Here is an 18,668-nt window from a genome sequence, read left to right on the forward strand (position 1 = left end):
TGGCTGATGTTGTGCGCGAAGAGCGTCGGTCAGCGGGGCGCGCGCTCCGCGGCGACGCCGGCGACGGCCTCGATCAGGGAGGAGGCCGAGCGCTCGTCGGCGACGACGTCGACGCGCAGGCCGAACGCGCGGGCGTCCTTGGCGGTCTGCGGGCCGATGGCGGCGACCAGCGTCGACTCGGGCACCGGGCCGAGCTGCTTCTGCACCTGCTCGGCCACGCTCCCGGAGGTGATCAGAATGGCGTGGACGGCGCCGCTCGCGACATCGGCGACGACGCGGTCCTCGACCTGCACGCCGACGGTGCGGTAGGCGACCACCGAGCGGACGTCGTGGCCGATGCGCTTCAGGCCCTCGGTCAGCAGCGGCTTCGCGATCTCGGAGCGCAGCGTGAGCACCCGGAGCGGGTGCTGCCCGCCGGTCGCCTGCTCCCACTCGGCGAGCAGGCCCTTCGCCGAGTTGTCCTCGGACGGGACGAGATCGACGGAGTAGCCGGCCGCCACGAGTGCCGCGGCCGTGGTCTCGCCGACGGCGGCGACCTTCGTCCCCGCCGGCACGGTCGTGCGCAGCAGGGACAGCACGTCGACCGTGGTCGCGCTGGTCACCGTCATCCAGTCGAAGGCGCCGGCCTCGAGGTCGGCCAGGGCCTGCTCGAGCGCCGGGAAGTCGTCGGTCGGCGCGAAGTTGATCATGGGCGCGACGACGGGCGACGCTCCCTTCGCGCGCAGGGCACCGGCGACGCCGTCGCCCCACGGACCTCCGCGGGGGACGAGGACACGCCAGCCCTGCAACGGCTTCTCCCACTGGGAGTAGGCGGCGGGCACGATCACGAAGAGGCTCCCAGAGGTGCGAGTTGGGCGGCACCCGCACCGAGAAGCGCGTCAGCGAGCAGAGAGCCGCAACGGAACGCGGCTTCGACGACGGGCAGTTCGCGACCACCATACTGCGAAACCGCCAGGTGTCGAGGTCCGTCGACCGAACCGTTATCGATCGGCTCCGCCACCTCCCGAGAGAGGGACGCAGAGCCGTCGACCGCGAAGACGACGCCGCGCGTCACCACACGGCCGGCCTCGACCGTCGCGCTCGCGCCGATCGGCGCCGCGCAGCCCGCCTCGAGCACGGCCAGCAGCGCCCGCTCGGCGGTGATCGCCGCCCGGGTGGGGGCGTGCTCGACGGCCGCGAGGGCCGCGCGCAGATCGTCGGACGGCTCCTCGTCCCGGACCTCGATCGCCAGCGCACCCTGACCGGGCGCGTGCGGCGAGACGCTGAAGTCGAGCACCTCGGTGACCGCGTCGGTGCGCCCGAGGCGCCGCAGCCCCGACAGGGCGAGCACGATCGCGTCCAGCGGCGACGAGCTCCCGTCGGCCACCCGGCCGAGCCGGGTGTCGATGTTCCCGCGGATGTCGACGATCTCGAGGTCGGGGCGCGCTGCGAGCAGCGCCGCGCGACGCCGCGGTGAGCCGGTGCCGACCCGCGCACCGCGGGGCAGCGTCGCGAGCGTCGCGCCGTCGCGGGCGCAGAGCGCGTCGCGCGGATCCTCCCGCTCGGGCACCGCGCCGAGGACGAGGCCCTCGACCGGCGCCGTCGGCAGGTCCTTCAGCGAGTGCACGATCGCGTCGCAGCGCCCGGCCAGCAGCGCGTCGCGCAGCGCGCTCACGAAGACCCCGGTGCCGCCGAGCGAGGCGAGCGAGCCGCGCATCCGGTCGCCGTCGGACTCGATGCGCACCAGCTCGACCGGCACGCCGGCGGCCTGTGCCATCCGATCGGCGGTCATCCGGGTCTGCGCCACCGCGAGCGCACTCGCGCGGGTGCCGACTCGGATGCTCACGGGGCGATGCTCCCCGTCACAGGGCGACCCCGCCCGTCACGGCGCGATCCCCGCCAGCGCCGGCTTGAAGCCCGCGCGCACGTTCTCGCAGCAGCCGGGACGGCAGACGTCGTACCAGGGGCCGAGCGCCGTCATCGACGGACGGTCCTCCACGGGCGTGCCGTTGACCCGCTCCATCACCAGGTCGACGAGACCGGAGACGTAGACCGGGTCGGTGCCCGGCGTCGCCACGCGGACGGCGACGAGGCCGTGCTCCTCCGAGGTCTCGAGCGCCTCGTTGTCGAGGTCCCACATGACCTCCATGTGGTCCGAGACGAAGCCGAGCGGAACGATCACCAGCGCCTTGCGGCCCTTGGCGGGCAGCTCGGCGATCGCGTCGTTGATGTCGGGCTCGAGCCACGGCTGGGTGGGCGGGCCGGAGCGCGACTGGTAGACGAGCTGCCACGGCACGTCCTCCGCGCCGGCAGCCGCCATCACGACCTCCGCGACCGCGAGGTGCTGCGCCTCGTAGGCGCCGCCGTCGCCGAAGTGGTGGATGTCGACGACCGTGCCGTCCTCGTGCCGCTCGTGCGGGCCGCTGCGCGCGGCGTCGGTGGAGGGGATCGAGTGCGTCGCGAAGAGCACCTCGACCTCGGTCGCCACGTCCAGCCCGGGCAGGCGCGAGCGCAGCTCGTCGAGCCCGTCGTGGACGGCCTTCACGAACGGCATGACGAAGCCGGGGTGGTCGAAGAACTGGCGGACCTTGTCGATCCGCAGCTCGCCCTCGAGGCCGGTCGCGTCGAGCGCGGCCGCGAAGTCCTCGCGGTACTGCCGGCAGGAGGAGAAGGAGGAGTAGGCGCTGGTGGCGATGGCGATCAGGTTCGAGAAGCCGCGCTCCTTCGCCTCCGTCACCGCCTCGCTCATGTACGGCGCCCAGTTGCGGTTGCCCCAGAGCACCGGCAGGTCGATGCCGCGGTTCGCGAGCTCGGCCTCGAGGGCGGCCTTGAGCGCGCGGTTCTGCGCGTTGATCGGGCTGACGCCGCCGAAGTGGCGGTAGTGGTGGGCGACCTCCTCGAGGCGCTCCTCCGGGATGCCGCGGCCGCGGGTGACGTTGCGCAGGAACGGGATGACGTCGTCCTGGCCCTCGGGGCCGCCGAAGCCGGCGAGCAGGATCGCGTCGTAGGCGACCGGCTCGGTGACGTGCTCGGGGCCCGACGCCGCGGCCGGCGTGGCACCGCGGACGAGGACGCCCTCGGCGACCTCGGGGACGGGTTCGGCGAAGTCGCGCGCCTCGGGGGCGGGGACGGTGCTGCTCATCGGAGGACCTCGGCGATCTGGTCGGCCTCGATGCGCCGACCGGTGTAGAAGGGGACTTCCTCGCGCACGTGGCGGCGGGCCTCGGTGGCTCGCAGATCGCGCATGAGGTCGACCAGGTTGACCAGCTCCTCGTCCTCGAGCGCGAGGATCCACTCGTAGTCGCCGAGCGAGAACGAGGCCACCGTGTTGGTCAGGACGGAGCGGAAGCGCGAGCCCTGACGGCCGTGCTGGGCGAGCATCGTGCGGCGCTCCTCCTCGGGGAGGATGTACCACTCGTAGGAGCGGACGAACGGGTAGACCGTCAGCCAGCGGGCGGGCGCCTTTCCGCGCATGTAGGCGGGGAGGTGGTTCGCGCTGAACTCGGCGTCGCGGTGCACGCCCATCGCGTTCCAGGTGGGCAGCAGCGCGCAGAGCAGCTCGGTGCGGCGGAGATCCCGGTAGGCGCGCTGCAGCTCCTCGGGCGCGGCTCCGGTCAGCCAGAGCATGATGTCGGCGTCGGCTCGCAGGGCCGAGACGTCGTAGGTGCCGCGCACCGTGACGCCCTCGCCCGCGAGCCGCGCGACGGTGTCCTCGTAGCCGGCGGCCGCCTGGGCGGCCTCGTCGGCGGAGAGGGTGAACGGACGTGAGGGATCCCTGCGGAGAACCGCCCAGAGCGTGTATCCCAGGGCCTGATCGGAGTGATCCTGATCGGCGGGGGGCTGCGGCGCCGGAGCGGCGCTCGTGTCGGGGGCGGACTGAACGGGACCCGCCGTGTCGGCGGTCTGATCGGTCATTGATCCATCATCCCTCCGCTCGTGCGGATGCACAAAAGCGGGAGGAGCTCTGGCGCCGAGGGGTCCGGAGCGCTAGCGATCCGGACCCCTCGGCGCAGGAGGTGAGGCGGGTGGGGTCAGTCCTCGACGACGGCGCGGACGATGCCCCAGACGACGAGGCCGACCGCGGCGGCAGCACCGGCGGCCCCGGCGATCAGCGCCTCGGGGTGGTGCTTGCGCACGACGGAGACCTTGCGCTCGAGCGTCCGCTGGACGTTCCGCACCTTGCGCGGGACGTTCACCTTGTACTCGATGGCGTCGAGCGTCGCGGCGAGCTCGGTGCGCGCGCGCTCGATGTCCGCCTTCAGCTGGCTCGGCTGGAGCTCCGCCGGGTCGACGAAGCGGGGCGTGGTGCTGGATACAGCGCGATCAGTTGTCATAGCTGCCGACTCCCTTGAACGCCTGGACGTCCTTCTTGATGCTCTCGATCGAGTCCTGCGGAACGGGCGGGACGGCCTTCTTGATCGACTTGACGCCGACCAGGATCAGCACGACCGCCACGAGCAGGAAGAACACGGTCACGATCAGCGCCGACAGCCAGGCGGGGAGCCAGGAGGCGATGCCGATGATCGCGAAGGTGACGAGGGTCGCCCACGCGGTGAGGAGGAAGAAGGCCGCGACCGCGAACAGCGCGACCGCGAGTCCGGCGCTCTTCGCCTTCCCGGACAGCTCGTTCTTGAGGGACGCGATCTCGGCCTTGACGAGCTCGATCACGAGACCGGGGAGGTCGCTGACCAGCTCGCCCAGCGATCGGGCGTTCTTCGGATTGCGTTCGTTCACCACGGGGGCTCCTCGGAGGGTGGTCGTGCCGGGCCTCGGCCGAACGGACGGCCCGGAGGGATGAGGACTACGCCTTGCTGGTGGAGGACGACGACGTCGATCCTCCGGAGCCGGCCGCGGCGGCGGCCTCGTCGACCTTCGACGCGGCCGAGCGGGCCGCGGCGGTCGCCTCGGCCGAGGAGGCGCCCTGGGCCTTCTTGCCGCCGGAGACCGCCTTCACCACGACGGTGCGGACGAGCTCGTAGGCCTTGTCCGAGACGGTGCTGAGCTGCGTCTTGGCGGCTCCGCCGACGGCGCCCGCGACGTCCTGCACGGGCTGCGTCTGCCAGAACTTGTTCGCCGCCGAGGCGATCTGCTCGTACCGCTTCCGACCGGCACGCGCTCCCAGCACGTAGCCGGCTGCGGCTCCTGCCACGAAAAGAATCTTGCCCTTCACGCCTACTCCTCGTCCTGGGCCGCTCTCGCGGCTCGTTCACGCGGTCGATGACCACTCGTGTCGGGGCACGCCGCAGTCATGCGGGAGCCTCCGACCCAGAGTAGCCGTCGCCGTCATATTCTTCGCGCGGTATGCCGACGCCTTGACGCACCAGTCGGCGGCGGATAAGAGCGGCGGTCTCGGCGGCGTGCGGGAGCACCGAGGCCAGCCCGGTCCCCGCGAGCCAGGTGCCGGTGACGGCGATCCCGGCGACCGGGGCGAGCGCCGCGCGGAAGGCCTCCAGGTGCGCGCGGCGGCCGAGCGCCGCGGCCGGGCGGACGTTCGCCCAGCGCACCCGGGCCGAGTCGACGAGGGTCGCCGGGTCGAGCTCGATCCCCAGCAGGATCGACGCGTCGCGCAGGGCGGTCGCGGCCGCCTCGGCGTCGCTCGCGCCCTCCAGCGGCGGATGCTCGCCCGGGCGCCCGTAGGAGAGGCGGAGGACGTGCCGTCCCGCGGGCAGGCCGGCCGCCAGCCAGGCCCACTTCGCGGTGGCGTGGGTGATCGCCTTCGCCGTGACGTCCCGGGCGGTCGGCGCGACGAGCACGCCGGAGCCGCGCGGGGCGGCGTCCAGGCGGGCGTCGTCGACGACGAGGGTGACCAGCTCGACGGAGTCGTGCAGCACCTCGGCCGCCTCGTCGCGCACGGCGGGGACGATCCCGGCGAGCAGCTCGCGCGCGTCGCGCTCCGGCGTCGCAACGATTACCGCGCGGGCGCTGAGCACCGCGCCGTCGCCGAGGGTGAGCAGGAACGGCTCGCCGTCGCCCTCGAGCCGGGTCACGCCGGTCCGCACCCGGATCTCGCCGGAGAGGTAGTCGATCCGCTCGACGAGCGCGGCGACCAGCCGGTGCATCCCGCCGTCGATCCCGCGGACGGCCACGCCGGCCGGGAGGTTCGCGCGCAGGGCGGCGACCGCGCCGGCGAGCGAGCCCGCCCGGGTGATCGCCCCGTTCAGCCCGGGGGCCGCCGCGTCGACGTCGATGTCCTCGGGGCGGCTGGAGTAGACGCCGGAGACGACGGGCGCCACGAGATCGTCCAGGACCCGCTGCCCCATCCGGGTGCGCACCAGCTCGGCGAGGGAGTGGGCCCGGCCGATCCGCAGCACCGGCATCACGGCGTCGAGCCAGGCGCGCGCGGCGCCGCGGCGGCCGATCGCGCGGACGACGTCGGGTGCGAGCGGGGTGCCGGGGATGCCGAGGATCCCGGCGCGCGGGGAGGGGACGGAGCGCCCGCCCGCGAGGTGCAGCCAGGATCCGCCGGTCCGCGGCTCGACGATCGACTCGGCGAGCGGCCGGCCGTCGAGGGTGAGCGCGGCGAGCGCCTTCTCGACGTGACCGCCGCGGGTGGCGAAGCTCTCGGCGCCGGCGTCGAGGACGGCTCCGGCGATCTCGAGCGGGGCGACCGAGCCGCCGACCGCGTCGCCCGCCTCGAGCACCACCACGCGCAGGCCGATCCGCAGGCACTCGGCGGCGGCGGCGAGCCCCGCCACTCCCCCGCCGACGACCGCGACGTCGTAGTCGGCGCCGGCCCCGGTGCCGTGCCCCTCGGTGCTGTTCCCCTCCGTCATGGCCGCCAGGCGTGCACGTGCGCGACCAGGCGCGTCAGCACGTCGGGGTCGGTCTCGGGCGGCACGCCGTGGCCGAGGTTGAGCACGTGCGCGGGCGCGCTGGTGCCGCGGCGGAGGACGTCGTCGACGTGCCCGGCCAGCACCTCCCACGGGGCGGAGAGCAGCGCCGGGTCGACGTTGCCCTGCACCGGGACGAAGCCGCCGAGCCGGTGGTTCGCCTCGTCGAGCGGGATCCGGTAGTCGACGCCGACGACGTCCGCGCCGATCCCGTGCATCGCGCCGAGCAGCTCGCCGGTGCCGACACCGAAGTGCACGATCGGCACGTTCCGGCGGATCTCGCCGTGGTCGTAGGCCAGGTCGCGCACGTGGGTCAGCGCCCGCGAGGAGGCGGGAGCCACGTGCGCCGTGTAGTCGGCGAGGGACAGCGCGCCGGCCCAGGAGTCGAAGAGCTGCGCGGCGCTCGCCCCGGCCAGCACCTGCGCGCGGAGGAAGCGGCCGGTGACCTCGGCGGTCCACTCCATCAGCCGGGCCCAGGCCTCCGGGTCGGCGTGCATCAGGGTGCGGGCGCGGATGTGGTCCTTGGACGGCCCGCCCTCCACGAGGTAGGCCGCGAGGGTGAAGGGGGCGCCGGCGAAGCCGATCAGCGGCGTCCCGCCCTCGCCGATCTCCCGCAGACCCTCGACCGTGCGGCGGACGCCCTCGCGGATCGGCTCGAGCGTCTCGTCGAGCAGGGCCGGATCGAGCGCGACCAGCTCGTCGACGTCCGCGGCGGTGCGCACCGCCTTCTCGAGAACGGGTCCGCGCCCGGGGACGATGTCGACCGCCACGCCCGCGAGGCGCAGCGGGATGACGATGTCGCTGAAGAAGATCGCCGCGTCCACGCCGTGACGGCGGATCGGCTGCAGGGTGATCTCGCTCGCGAGCGCCGGGTCGAGGCAGGCGTCGAGCATCTGGGTGTCGGTGCGCAGCGCCCGGTACTCGGGCAGGCTGCGACCGGCCTGGCGCATGAACCAGACGGGCGTCGACTCCGGTCGATCGGAGCGGTAGGCCCGCAGGAGGGAGGAGTCGGCCGTGCGCCCGGAGGCGAGCGGGTGCAGCGGATCGAGCAGGCCGGCGATGGGGGAGGTCACCGCGGCATTATTCCAGGCCCCGCTGATCCGGGAGCATTCGTGCAGTCTTCCCCAGGACCGCGGCCGACCCCCGGACGCCCCGGGTAGACTGCCCTGGTGCTTCTGTGTCTGACGGCGTCGCACAAGAACGCCAGCTTCGATCTCCTCGAGAAGCTCTCCGTCGACTCCTCCGCCGTCGCGTCGGCGCTCTCGGACGGCATCGACTTCGTCTCGGGTGCCGTGGTCGTCGCCACCTGCAACCGCTTCGAGGCCTACCTCGACATCGACGAGCCGCTCACCGCCGCGCAGGCCGTGACCGTCGAGGCCGCCACCGCCGCGGTGAGCGCCGCGACCGGCGTCGAGCAGGAGGAGCTGCGCAGTTCGCTCTCCGTCGTCTCGGGCGACCGCGTCGCCGAGCACCTCTTCGCCGTCTCCAGCGGGCTCGAGTCCGTCGTCGTCGGCGAGGGCGAGATCGCCGGCCAGGTCCGCCGCTCGCTCGAGGAGGCCCGCCGCCTCGGCACCACCTCCTCCGAGCTCGAGCGCCTCTTCCAGCGCGCCTCGCAGACCTCGCGCGGGATCAAGAACCGCACCGGCCTCGGCAGCGCCGGCCGCTCGATCGTGCGCCTCGCCCTCGACCTCGCCTCCAGCCGCATCACCGACTGGCGCGCCGCCCGGGTGCTGCTGATCGGCACCGGCAGCTACGCCCGCGCGACCGTCGCCGCGCTGCGGGACCGCGGCGTGCTCGAGATCGCCGTCCACTCCCCCTCCGGCCGCGCCGAGGGCTTCGCGACCCGCCGCGCGCTGCGCCCGATCGACGGCGCCGAGCTGGCGACCGAGGCCGTCGCCGCCGACGTCGTCATCACCTGCACCACCACTCAGGAGCCCGTCCTCGACGCGGCGATCCTCGCGGAGGGACGCCTGCGCGGCTTCTCCCGCGAGCGCCAGCTGATCATCGACCTCGGCCTCCCCCGCAACGTCGCCGCCGACGTCACCACCGTGACCGGCGTCGAGCTGCTCGACCTCGAGACGATCAGCCTGCACGCCCCGCTCGACGTGCTCGACGCGTCGACCCAGGCGCGCGCCCTGGTCGACAAGGCCGTCCGCAAGTTCTCCGACGTCGCCGACGAGAAGAGCCTCACCCCCGCCGTGGTCGCCCTCCGCGCCCACGTCTTCGACGCGCTCGACGCCGAGATCGAGCGCGCCCGCTCCCGCGGCGACGAGGACGGCCGCACCGAGCAGGCGCTGCGGCACCTGGCCGGCGTGCTGCTGCACACCCCGAGCGTCCGCGCCCGGGACTATGCCCGCGCCGGCGAGCAGGAGGCGTACCTCACCGGCCTCGAGGCGCTGTTCGGCATCGAGGTGCCGGCCGAGCGCACCGCCGCCCGCCCGCTCGAGGCCGGCGGCGCGTCCGCGGCCTCGGCGTGACGCCGCTCCGGCTCCCGTACGAGGCGGAGCCGATCGAGACGGAGCGGCTGCTGCTGCGTCCGCTCTCGCTCGACGACGCCGAGGACCACGCCCGCTACCAGGGCGACCCGGAGGCCGTCCGCTATCTGCGCTGGCCGGTGCGGACCCCCGAGGAGTCGCGCGCGCACCTGGCCGTCCGGCTGCCGTCGGACCGGCTCGCGGCCGACGGTGACGTCGTCGTGCTCGCGATCGTGCCGCGCTCCGGGCCGCTCGCCGACCGGGTCGTCGGGGATCTCACGCTGATCGCGACCTCGACGGAGCAGGCCGGCGTCGAGATCGGCTGGGTCCTGCACCCGGAGGCGCAGGGGCAGGGCTTCGCGACGGAGGCCGCCCGCGCCCTGATCGAGCTGTCGTTCGACCGGCTCGGCGCCCACCGGATCGTCGCACAGCTCGACGCGCGCAACACCGCCTCCGCCCGCCTCTGCGAGCGACTCGGCCTGCGCCTCGAGGCGCACCACCTCGACGACGAGTACTGCAAGGGCGAGTGGACCTCGACCCTCGTCTACGCCCTCCTCGCCCGCGAGCGCTGACGCCCTCCGCGAGATGCCACGTGTGCACGCGACACGCCGGGGGAGGCGGGCACAAGTGGCCTCTCGCGAGAAGGGTCAGGCGCCGCGCAGGCCCGTGAAGAGGTGGGTCTCCAGCTGGTCGAGCGGGATGCGCTCCTGCTTCATGGTGTCGCGGTCGCGCACGGTCACCGCGTTGTCCTCGAGCGAGTCGAAGTCGATGGTCACGCAGTAGGGCGTGCCGATCTCGTCCTGGCGGCGGTAGCGTCGGCCGATCGCGCCGGAGTCGTCGAAGTCGACGTTCCAGAGCGCGCGGAGCCGGTCGGCGACCTCGCGGGCGAGCGGCGAGAGCGCCTCGTTGCGCGAGAGCGGCAGCACGGCGACCTTCACCGGCGCGAGACGCGGGTCGAGGTGCAGCACGGTGCGCGTCTCGACCTTGCCCTTCGCGTTCGGCGGCAGCTCCTGCTCCTCGTAGGCGTCGACGAGGAACGCCATCAGCGCGCGGGTCAGGCCGAAGGACGGCTCGATCACGAACGGCACGAAGCGCTCGTTCTTCGTCTGGTCGAAGAAGGAGAGGTCCTTGCCGGAGTGCTCCATGTGCGTCTTGAGGTCGAAGTCGGTGCGGTTCGCGACCCCCATCAGCTCGCCCCACTCGCCCGACGCGAAGCTGAAGCGGTACTCGATGTCGACGGTGCGCTTGGAGTAGTGGGAGAGCTTGTCCTTCGGGTGCTCGAACTGGCGGATGTTCTCCGGCGAGATCCCGAGGTCGACGAACCAGTCCCAGGCCAGCTGCATCCAGGTCTCCTGCCACTCCTCGTCCGTGCCGGGCTCGACGAAGAACTCGAGCTCCATCTGCTCGAACTCGCGGGTGCGGAAGATGAAGTTGCCGGGGGTGATCTCGTTGCGGAACGCCTTGCCGATCTGGCCGATGCCGAACGGCGGCTTCTTGCGCGCGCTCTGCAGCACGTTGGCGAAGTTGGTGAAGATGCCCTGCGCGGTCTCGGGGCGGAGGTAGTGCAGCCCCGACTCGTCGTCGACGACGCCGAGGTAGGTCTTCATCAACCCGGAGAACTGCTTGATCTCGGTCCACTGGCCGATCTTGTCGGGGTGCTCCGGGTCCGGGATGTCGGCGAGGCCGTTCTCGGGGGCGTGCCCGTTGACCTCCTCGTACTTCTCGAAGAGGTGGTCCGCGCGGTAGCGCTTGTGGGTGATCAGCGACTCGGTCAGCGGGTCGGAGAAGACCCCGACGTGACCGGAGGCGCTCCAGATCGCGGTCGGCAGGATCACGGCCGAGTCGAGGCCGACGACGTCGCCGCGGCCCTGCACGAACGCCTTCCACCACTGGCGCTTGATGTTCTCCTTGAGCTCGACGCCGAGGGGGCCGTAGTCCCAGGCGGAGCGGGTGCCCCCGTAGATCTCGCCGGAGGGGAAGACGAACCCCCGGTGCTGGGCGAGGGTGACGACCTTGTCGAGGGTGGTGGGTTCTGCCACGGGGAGCTCCTAGCTGTTCGGGCGCACGGGGCCCTGGCGCGCGCCGGCTGCGCGCGTCCTTCTGGTGTGCGTCCATGGTAGCCGCGGGCCCGGCGGCCGACCGCGGCGGGGTCCGTCCGCGGGCATGATGGCGGGATGAGCAGCCTCCCTCCCCTCGTCGTCTCCGCGGTCGCCGTCCTGCGCGAGCGCCGCGTGCTGATGGTGACGGCCCGCGGACGCGACGTCGTCTACCTCCCGGGCGGCAAGGTCGACCCGGGCGAGACGAGCGCCGAGGCGGCGGCGCGCGAGACGGAGGAGGAGCTCGGCACCGCGCCCACGGCCCTGCGCGAGCTCTTCACCGTCCGCACCCAGGCGCACGGCGAGCCGGAGGGGCGGGAGGTGCACATGACCGTCTTCGCCGCGGAGCTCGCCGGCGAGCCGCGCGCGAGCGGCGAGATCGACGCGCTGCACTGGATCACCGGGGCCGACGCGCACCGCTGCCCGCCCGCCGGGGTCGACACGCTCGAGCGGCTGCGCGCCCTGGACCTCATCGACTGAGCGGGGCCTCATCGACTGAGCGGGGCCTCCTCGACTGAGCGGAGCGGCGTCGGCCGACGCCGCTGGCGAGCGGCCCTCGCGCGGGCGGCTAGCCTCGTGGCGTGGAGACGAGACGACGCGCCAGAGACCATCCGACCGGAGGCGACGTTCCGCGCCTGGAAGCGGTCCGGCTGGAGGCGGCTGTGCCGATCCTGAGGATCTTCTCCGTCGCGAAGGCGGGCGAGTTCTACGTCGACTACCTCGGCTTCACGGTCGACTGGGAGCACCGCGCCTCGCGCGACGCACCGCTCTACCTGCAGGTCTCGAGGTCGGGTCTGCGGCTGCACTTGAGCGAGCACCACCGCGACGGGAGTCCCGGAGCGGCGGTGCACGTGGCCCTCCGCGGGGTGCGCGAGCTGCACGCCGAGCTCGACTCGAAGGAGTACCCGTACCTCAATCCGCGGATCACCCGGTCGCCGTTCGGCTTCGCGCTCGATCTCATCGATCCGTTCGGCAACCAGATCCGCTTCGCCGAGGCCGCGCCGGACTCCGCTAACGCCTGAGAGTCCGCTGGTCAACCGTTCACCGCCTGTCCACCGCTTTCCGATTCGAGTCCCCTAGCGTGGCCGGGATGGTGACTCGGGGGACGACACGACGACCGGACGAAGTCCGGACGCAGGGCATCCGCCTGCGCGCGCCGCTGCTGTCGACGGCGGCGCCCCTGGCGGTCGGGCTGATCGGCTCGCTCGCGATCCTCGCGGGCTCCCTCGCGGTCGGCTACCTGCCGCTCGACTCGCCGATCCGGAGCTGGCCGCTGATCGCGGCACTGCGCGCCTCCGCCGGCGCCACCGAGCTCGGCGTCGTCGCCGTCGTCGGCGGCGGGATCCTGCTGCTCGTCGCCTGGCTGCGCCTGCGCGCGGTCGCGCTGGACGACCGGCCCGGCTCGGTCCGGGCGATCCTGGTCGCCGCGCTGGCCTGGGCCGCTCCCCTGCTGCTCGCCGTCCCGCTGTTCAGCCGCGACATGTTCTCCTACGTCGCGCAGGGCCGGCTGATGACGGCCGGCGTGAACCCGTACTCCAGCGGGGTCGCCACCCTCCCCGGCTGGTTCGCCCTCGGCGTCGATCCGCGCTGGGCCGACACCCCGACGCCCTACGGCCCGCTCTACCTGCTCGCCGAGCAGACCGCCGTGCACGTCGCCGGCTGGACCTTCCCCGAGCTCTCGATCGCGATGCTCCGGGCGCTCTCCGTCGCCGGGGTCGCGGTCAGCGCCGTCTACGCGCTCCGGCTCGCCCGGCTGCGCGGGCTGTCCGTCCCGCTCACCGCCTGGAGCCTCGTCGCCAACCCGCTCACCCTCGTCCTCTTCGTCGTCGCCGGGCACAACGACTCGGTGATGATCGCGCTGATCCTCGCCTCGCTCTACTACGGGCACACCGACCGCCGGGTGGCGGCGGTGCTGCTGATGGGGGCGGCGATCGCGGTCAAGCCGGTGGCGGTCCTCGCACTGCCGGTGCTCGCGCTGCTCTGGCTCCGCCACGACGCGACGCTGCGCGAGCGGATCCGCGCCTGGGCCTGGAGCGGCGCCGGCGCGCTCGCCGTCGTGGTCGCGATCGGCCTCGCCGCGGGCGTGGGCGTGGGCTGGATCGGCGCGATGATCGTGCCCGGCTCGATCCTGCACTGGTACGCGCCGATGTCCGCGGTCGTCGTCGCGGTCTCCACGGCCGTGCAGATGACCGGCCACGACCCGGCGACGGCGATCGCCGTGGTCAAGATGCTCGCCCTGCTCGCCGCCGGGCTGATCGCCGGCGCACTGATGCTGTCGCGACGGGCGATCGACCCGCTCGCCCGCCTGACCGGCGCGCTGCTGGCCTTCGTCACCGCGTCGACCGCCATCCACCCGTGGTACGCGCTGTGGATCCTGCCGATCGCCGCGCTCTCACGGCCCTGGCGCAGCACCCACCGGCACCTGGCGGTCTACGCGACGGTCTTCCTGATGTGCGTCACGCTCGCCGAGCCGGTCGACGGCGGAGGCGGCGCGGTCGACCAGATCCCGGTCCGCGTCGCCACCATCGCCGCGATCGTCGTCGTCGGCGTCTACGTGCTCGTGAGCTACTCCGACGAGGAGCACGTCGACGCGCGCCGTCTCGTCGGCGCTGTGCCCTTCGGCTCCGAGATCCTGCAGCGCCTCAGCGGCGGCCGCCTCGGCGCCCCGGCACCCCTGCGCATCCCGGCCCGCAAGTAGCCGGCGGCCCTCGCCTTCACCTGCTGGTCGAGTAGCCCCGCAGGGGCGTATCGAGACCCACCGGCCCCAGGAGGGTGGTCAGGGCCCGTCGGTCCTGCGCGCGCGGCGCTCGAGCGCCGCCTGCGCGGCGGCCGCGGCGGTGTCCTTCTCGGTGCCGCCGAGGACACCCGAGAGCGAGGAGAGCCAGTCGGAGTCGTTGCGCCGATCGGCGACCGCGTCCGCGAAGAGCGGCAGCTCGCTCCGGGTCGCGTGGATCGCGTAGTCTTCGCGGCTGTAGTCGGAAGTCTCGGCGTCCGGCGTCGCGGCGTCGTCGCCGCGGTCGTCCTGAGTCATGGTGCCCTCTCAGCGGCCCGGTCCGTTCCGAGCACCCCGTCAGGCTAGCCCTGTTCAGGGGGTGTCGGCATCCTCGCCGCCGCCGCGCGGCAGCGGCCGCCAGACCACGAGCTCGGTCCGCCGCTGCGCGCGCGTGCCGTGCCGGAGGGTGACGACGTCGCCCTCGAGGCCCGCGGCGAAGACCCGGCGGCCGGGGCGGTTGAGCAGCTCGTCGGCCAGCGCGGACTCCAGCTCGCGCACCCGCTGCGACAGCGAGAGCACCTGGTTCTCGAGCTGGAGGATGCGGGCTATGCCCTCGAGCGAGACACCCTCGGAGGAGAGCCGGGCGACCTCGCGCAGCTGCACGACGTCGCGCATCGAGTACCGCCGCGACTTGCCGGCCGTCCGGGTCGGCCGCACGAGGCCCAGCCGGTCGTACTGCCGCAGGGTCTGCGGATGCATGCCGGCGAGGTCGGCGGCGACCGCGATCGCGAACACCGGGGTGCTCTCGTCCACGTCTCCTCCTCTCCGGCCGGCCCGCACGGGACCGGGCAGCGCTCCTACCGGACCGCGCTAGTAGCGGGCCTTCTCCAGGATGTCGTCCCGCGGGTTGTCCGACGGCTCGGCGGCCGCGTAGGCCTCGAGGGCGTCGCGCGCCGCGCCGGACAGGTGGTCGGGCACCGCGACCTGGATCTCGGCGAGCAGGTCGCCCGTGCCCTTGCCGGTCGCGACGCCGCGGCCCTTGACCCGCAGCACGCGGCCGCTCGGGGTGCCGGGCGCGACGCGGAGCTTGACCGGGTCGCCGCCGAGGGTCGGCACCTCGATCGTCGCGCCGAAGACGGCCTCGACGAAGGTGACGGGGACGGTGACGCGCAGGTTCAGGCCGTCGCGCTCGAAGACGGGGTGCTTGCGCACCGCGACGGTGAGCACGAGGTCCCCGGGCTCGCCGCCGTCGGGGCTCGGGCGGCCCTTGCCGCGGACGCGGATCTTCTGCTGGTCGGCGACCCCGGCCGGGATCCGGACCGAGAGCGCGCGGCCCTCGCCGGTCTGCAGCTGCACGGTGTCGCCCTGGGTGGCGGTGCGGAAGTCGATGGTGGTGCTGGCGGTGACGTCGGCGCCCTTCTGCGGGCCGCCGAAGCCGCGGAATCCGCCGCTGGGCTGGCCGAAGCGGCCGCCGCCCGCGTTGCCGAACATGCCGCCGAGGATGTCCTCGAAGCCGGCGGGCGGACCCTGCTGAGTGCTGTACGAGGTGCGGCCGCCGCCACCCTGGTTGAAGACGTTGCCGAAGACGTCGTCGAAGCCGCCGGGCTGGCCGCCGGCCGTGAAGCGGGCGCCGGAGCCCATGGCGCGGATCTGGTCGTACTCCTTGCGGTGCTCGGCGTCGGAGAGGACGGTGTACGCCTCGCTGATCTCCTTGAAGCGCGCCTCGGCCTTCGCGTCCCCCGGGTTGGAGTCGGGGTGGAACTGCCGGGCGAGCTTGCGGTAGGTCTTCTTCAGGTCCGCCGCGGAGACGTCCTTCGGGACACCGAGGATCTTGTAGAAGTCCTTGTCGAACCAATCCTGGCTGGCCATGCGCCTCTTTCTTCTCGGTAGTGCGGCCTGTGCCGTCCTGCGGCCCGGGTCGTCGTGGGGCCCGTGCCGTCGTGCGGCCTGCGTCGTGGTGCGCGGCCCCCGCCACCCGGCAGGGGCCGCCCGTGCTCGGGACGGCCCCTGCTCGGGAGCGGAGGCTCCGCAGTGGTGCGGGAGGCGGGTCAGTCGGCGGGGACCGCGACGACCACCTTGGCGGCGCGCAGCAGCGAGCCGCCGAGGTAGTAGCCCGACTCGACGACGTCCGCGACCGTGGAGGTCTCGGCGCCGGGAGTGGGCTGCTGGAAGATCGCCTCGTGGATGTTCGGGTCGAACAGGTCGCCCACGGCGCCCGTCTTCACCAGCCCGAGCTTCTCGATGCCGCCGCGCAGCTTCTGCGCGATGGCGGTGAACGGACCGCCCTCGGCGAGGTCGCCGTGCTTCTCGGCGCGGTCGATGTCGTCGAGCACGGGGAGGATGACCTTCACCGCGTCGCCGATCGCCCGCTCCTTGTCGACCTGGCGGTTCGACTCGGTGCGCTTGCGGTAGTTCGCGTACTCCGCGGTGACCCGCTGGAGGTCGGCGAGGTGCTCGGCCGCGAGCGTCTCGGCGTCGGACTGACCGGAGAGGAACGAGAGGTCGGCGTCGGAGAGCGTCGTCTCGACGTCGGGACCCTCGGCCTCGATCAGGCCCTCGGTGTCCTGGGCGGACTCGGCCGCCTCGGCTCCGCTGGTCGGCTCGTCCTCGGGCACGCCGTTGTCCGGCTCCTGGTTGTGCTTCCCCATCGCTACTTCGTGTCCTTCGGCTCGTCCTCGTCGATGACCTCGGCGTCGACGATGTCCTCGTCGTCCTTCTTCTCGTCCTCGGCCGGCGCGTCCTGCGGGGCGCTCTGCGCGGCCTGGTCCTGCGAGTAGATGGCCTGGCCGATCTTGGTCTGCGAGGCGTTGAGGGCGTCGAACGCGGTCTTGACGGCCGCGTCGTCGTCGCCGGCGAGCGCGGTCTTCAGCGCGTCGACGTCGCCCTGGACCTCGGTCTTGACGTCCTCGGGCAGCTTGTCCTCGTTCTCCTTGATCAGCTTGTCGATCGAGTAGGCGAGGGTCTCGGCGTTGTTGCGGACCTCGGCGGCCTCACGGCGGGCCTTGTCCTCGGAAGCGTGCTCCTCGGCCTCGCGCACCATGCGGTCGATGTCGTCCTTGGGCAGCGACGAGCCGCCGGTGATCGTCATCGACTGCTCCTTGCCGGTGCCCTTGTCCTTGGCGGACACGTGCACGATGCCGTTGGCGTCGATGTCGAAGGTGACCTCGACCTGCGGGATGCCGCGCGGCGCCGGCGCGATGCCGGTCAGCTCGAAGGTGCCCAGGTTCTTGTTGTCGCGGGTGAACTCGCGCTCGCCCTGGAAGACCTGGATCGCGACGGACGGCTGGTTGTCGTCGGCCGTGGTGAAGGTCTCGGACCGCTTGGTCGGGATGGCCGTGTTGCGCTCGATGAGCTTGGTCATGATCCCTCCCTTGGTCTCGATGCCGAGCGAGAGCGGGGTGACGTCGATGAGCAGGACGTCCTTGCGCTCGCCCTTGAGGACGCCGGCCTGCAGAGCGGCGCCGACGGCGACGACCTCGTCCGGGTTGACGCCCTTGTTGGGCTCCTTGCCGCCGGTGAGCTTCTTGACGAGCTCGGCCACGGCGGGCATGCGGGTCGAGCCGCCGACGAGGACGACGTGCGCGATGTCGTCGACCTTGACACCGGCCTCCGCGATGACGTCGGTGAACGGCTTGCGGGTGCGCTCGATCAGGTCGTTCGTGAGCTCCTCGAACTTGGCGCGGGTGAGCGTCTCGTCGAGGTTCGCGGGGCCGTTCTCGGTGAGCGAGAGGTAGGGCAGCTGGATGCTGGTCGAGGTGCTCGAGGAGAGCTCCTTCTTGGCCTGCTCCGCCGCCTCCTTGAGGCGCTGGCGCGCGATCTTGTCCTTCGAGACGTCGACGCCGGTCGAGTCCTTGAAGCGCTTGACCAGGTAGTCGACGACGCGCTGGTCCCAGTCGTCGCCGCCGAGGCGGTTGTCACCCGAGGTCGCGCGGACCTGGATGGTGGAGAAGTCGTCGTCCTTGCCCACCTCGAGGAGGGAGACGTCGAAGGTTCCGCCACCGAGGTCGAAGACGAGGATGAGCTCGTCCTCCTTGCCCTTGTCGAGGCCGTAGGCGAGCGCCGCGGCGGTCGGCTCGTTGATGATGCGGAGCACGTTCAGGCCGGCGATCTCGCCGGCGTCCTTCGTGGCCTGGCGCTCGGCGTCGTTGAAGTAGGCCGGGACGGTGATGACCGCGTCGGTCACCTTCTCGCCCAGGTACTGCTCGGCGTCGCGCTTGAGCTTGCCGAGGATGCGCGCCGAGATCTCCTGCGGCGTGTACTTCTTGTCCTCGACGGCGAAGGTCCAGTCGGTGCCCATGTGGCGCTTGACGGAGGCGAGGGTGCGGTCGACGTTCGTCACGGCCTGGCGCTTCGCGGTCTCGCCGACGAGCACCTCGCCGTCCTTGGTGAACGCGACGACGGACGGGGTGGTGCGGAAGCCCTCGGCGTTGGCGATGACGGTGGGCTCGCCACCTTCGAGGACGGCCACGACCGAGTTGGTGGTTCCCAGGTCGATGCCTACGGCACGGGACATATGCGTGTTTCTCCTTCGCGGGCGGCCGTCGGGCCGCCCCTCACTGGTGGATCTTCTTCGGGA

20 protein-coding genes are annotated in these 18,668 nt (G+C 72.8%); 5 read left to right on the forward strand and 15 right to left on the reverse strand.

Features of this window, described 5'->3' with window-relative positions:
* Window positions 1-29: 29 nt before the first annotated feature.
* The 9 genes from MT353_RS04750 to hemE form a co-directional block, all read right to left on the reverse strand.
* Entirely contained in the window at window positions 30-824 is a 795-nt protein-coding gene (locus MT353_RS04750) for a uroporphyrinogen-III synthase (RefSeq protein ID WP_132435642.1), read from the reverse strand.
* Window positions 824-1,825 (reverse strand): hydroxymethylbilane synthase, encoded by a 1,002-nt coding sequence (hemC, locus tag MT353_RS04755; RefSeq protein ID WP_308197455.1) that lies wholly within the window; start codon window positions 1,823-1,825, stop codon window positions 824-826. Before hemC ends, MT353_RS04750 begins: the two co-directional genes overlap by 1 nt.
* A gap of 36 nt (window positions 1,826-1,861) precedes the next feature.
* Window positions 1,862-3,121 (reverse strand): ferrochelatase, encoded by a 1,260-nt coding sequence (locus tag MT353_RS04760; RefSeq protein ID WP_243623708.1) that lies wholly within the window; start codon window positions 3,119-3,121, stop codon window positions 1,862-1,864.
* Complete coding sequence (hemQ, locus tag MT353_RS04765) at window positions 3,118-3,894, reverse strand: hydrogen peroxide-dependent heme synthase (RefSeq protein WP_243600444.1); 777 nt, start codon at window positions 3,892-3,894, stop codon at window positions 3,118-3,120. The genes MT353_RS04760 and hemQ overlap by 4 nt, the downstream gene beginning before the upstream one ends.
* A gap of 116 nt (window positions 3,895-4,010) precedes the next feature.
* On the reverse strand, window positions 4,011-4,313 hold the full coding sequence (locus MT353_RS04770; protein WP_123444872.1) for a DUF3618 domain-containing protein: 303 nt from the start codon (window positions 4,311-4,313) through the stop codon (window positions 4,011-4,013).
* Window positions 4,303-4,716, reverse strand: coding sequence for a phage holin family protein (locus MT353_RS04775; RefSeq protein ID WP_123733381.1), 414 nt, complete (start codon window positions 4,714-4,716; stop codon window positions 4,303-4,305). The genes MT353_RS04770 and MT353_RS04775 overlap by 11 nt, the downstream gene beginning before the upstream one ends.
* Before the next feature lie 64 nt (window positions 4,717-4,780).
* Complete coding sequence (locus MT353_RS04780) at window positions 4,781-5,128, reverse strand: YtxH domain-containing protein (protein WP_185020476.1); 348 nt, start codon at window positions 5,126-5,128, stop codon at window positions 4,781-4,783.
* Between the two features lie 97 nt (window positions 5,129-5,225).
* A complete protein-coding gene (locus MT353_RS04785; RefSeq protein ID WP_243615243.1) occupies window positions 5,226-6,752 on the reverse strand; it encodes an NAD(P)/FAD-dependent oxidoreductase in 1,527 nt (508 codons plus the stop codon).
* A complete protein-coding gene (gene hemE / locus MT353_RS04790) occupies window positions 6,749-7,882 on the reverse strand; it encodes a uroporphyrinogen decarboxylase (protein WP_243615242.1) in 1,134 nt (377 codons plus the stop codon). Before hemE ends, MT353_RS04785 begins: the two co-directional genes overlap by 4 nt.
* 96 nt (window positions 7,883-7,978) lie before the next feature.
* Here hemE and MT353_RS04795 point away from each other — a divergent pair, with 96 nt between their 5' ends.
* Together MT353_RS04795 and MT353_RS04800 are read left to right on the forward strand one after the other, a co-directional pair.
* Entirely contained in the window at window positions 7,979-9,286 is a 1,308-nt protein-coding gene (locus MT353_RS04795; RefSeq protein WP_243623709.1) for a glutamyl-tRNA reductase, read from the forward strand.
* On the forward strand, window positions 9,283-9,855 hold the full coding sequence (locus MT353_RS04800) for a GNAT family N-acetyltransferase (protein ID WP_243623710.1): 573 nt from the start codon (window positions 9,283-9,285) through the stop codon (window positions 9,853-9,855). Before MT353_RS04795 ends, MT353_RS04800 begins: the two co-directional genes overlap by 4 nt.
* A gap of 75 nt (window positions 9,856-9,930) precedes the next feature.
* Here the strand turns inward: MT353_RS04800 and MT353_RS04805 are convergent, their stop codons facing one another.
* Window positions 9,931-11,322: a glycine--tRNA ligase gene (locus MT353_RS04805; protein ID WP_123444868.1), complete on the reverse strand. Its 1,392-nt coding sequence runs from the start codon at window positions 11,320-11,322 to the stop codon at window positions 9,931-9,933.
* A gap of 135 nt (window positions 11,323-11,457) precedes the next feature.
* On the opposite strand from MT353_RS04805, the gene MT353_RS04810 reads away from it, so the two are divergent.
* From MT353_RS04810 to mptB, 3 genes are all read left to right on the forward strand, one after another.
* Entirely contained in the window at window positions 11,458-11,859 is a 402-nt protein-coding gene (locus MT353_RS04810; RefSeq protein ID WP_243600438.1) for an NUDIX domain-containing protein, read from the forward strand.
* 101 nt (window positions 11,860-11,960) lie between these two features.
* Window positions 11,961-12,401 (forward strand): glyoxalase superfamily protein, encoded by a 441-nt coding sequence (locus tag MT353_RS04815; RefSeq protein WP_260311744.1) that lies wholly within the window; start codon window positions 11,961-11,963, stop codon window positions 12,399-12,401.
* Window positions 12,402-12,469: 68 nt separating this feature from the next.
* Window positions 12,470-14,077 carry a polyprenol phosphomannose-dependent alpha 1,6 mannosyltransferase MptB gene (gene mptB / locus MT353_RS04820; protein ID WP_243623711.1) on the forward strand — a complete coding sequence of 536 codons (1,608 nt, stop codon included), beginning with the start codon at window positions 12,470-12,472 and terminating at the stop codon, window positions 14,075-14,077.
* 78 nt (window positions 14,078-14,155) lie between these two features.
* Here mptB and MT353_RS04825 read toward each other — a convergent pair whose 3' ends face one another.
* The 5 genes from MT353_RS04825 to dnaK all read right to left on the reverse strand — a co-directional run bounded on the left by MT353_RS04825 (window position 14,156) and on the right by dnaK (window position 18,605).
* Complete coding sequence (locus tag MT353_RS04825) at window positions 14,156-14,410, reverse strand: hypothetical protein (protein WP_243600435.1); 255 nt, start codon at window positions 14,408-14,410, stop codon at window positions 14,156-14,158.
* 54 nt (window positions 14,411-14,464) lie between these two features.
* Window positions 14,465-14,905, reverse strand: coding sequence for a heat shock protein transcriptional repressor HspR (locus tag MT353_RS04830; RefSeq protein WP_123701775.1), 441 nt, complete (start codon window positions 14,903-14,905; stop codon window positions 14,465-14,467).
* Between the two features lie 57 nt (window positions 14,906-14,962).
* Window positions 14,963-15,961: a DnaJ C-terminal domain-containing protein gene (locus tag MT353_RS04835; RefSeq protein WP_243600434.1), complete on the reverse strand. Its 999-nt coding sequence runs from the start codon at window positions 15,959-15,961 to the stop codon at window positions 14,963-14,965.
* Window positions 15,962-16,140: 179 nt separating this feature from the next.
* On the reverse strand, window positions 16,141-16,740 hold the full coding sequence (locus MT353_RS04840; RefSeq protein WP_123444862.1) for a nucleotide exchange factor GrpE: 600 nt from the start codon (window positions 16,738-16,740) through the stop codon (window positions 16,141-16,143).
* A 2-nt stretch (window positions 16,741-16,742) separates the two neighbouring features.
* The gene (gene dnaK, locus MT353_RS04845; RefSeq protein ID WP_123444861.1) at window positions 16,743-18,605 is read right to left on the reverse strand and encodes a molecular chaperone DnaK; all 1,863 of its coding nucleotides are present in this window, start codon (window positions 18,603-18,605) and stop codon (window positions 16,743-16,745) included.
* Window positions 18,606-18,668 lie beyond the last annotated feature (63 nt).

The sequence above is a fragment of the Rathayibacter sp. VKM Ac-2927 genome (genome assembly GCF_022815525.1).
Taxonomy (GTDB): domain Bacteria; phylum Actinomycetota; class Actinomycetes; order Actinomycetales; family Microbacteriaceae; genus Rathayibacter; species Rathayibacter festucae.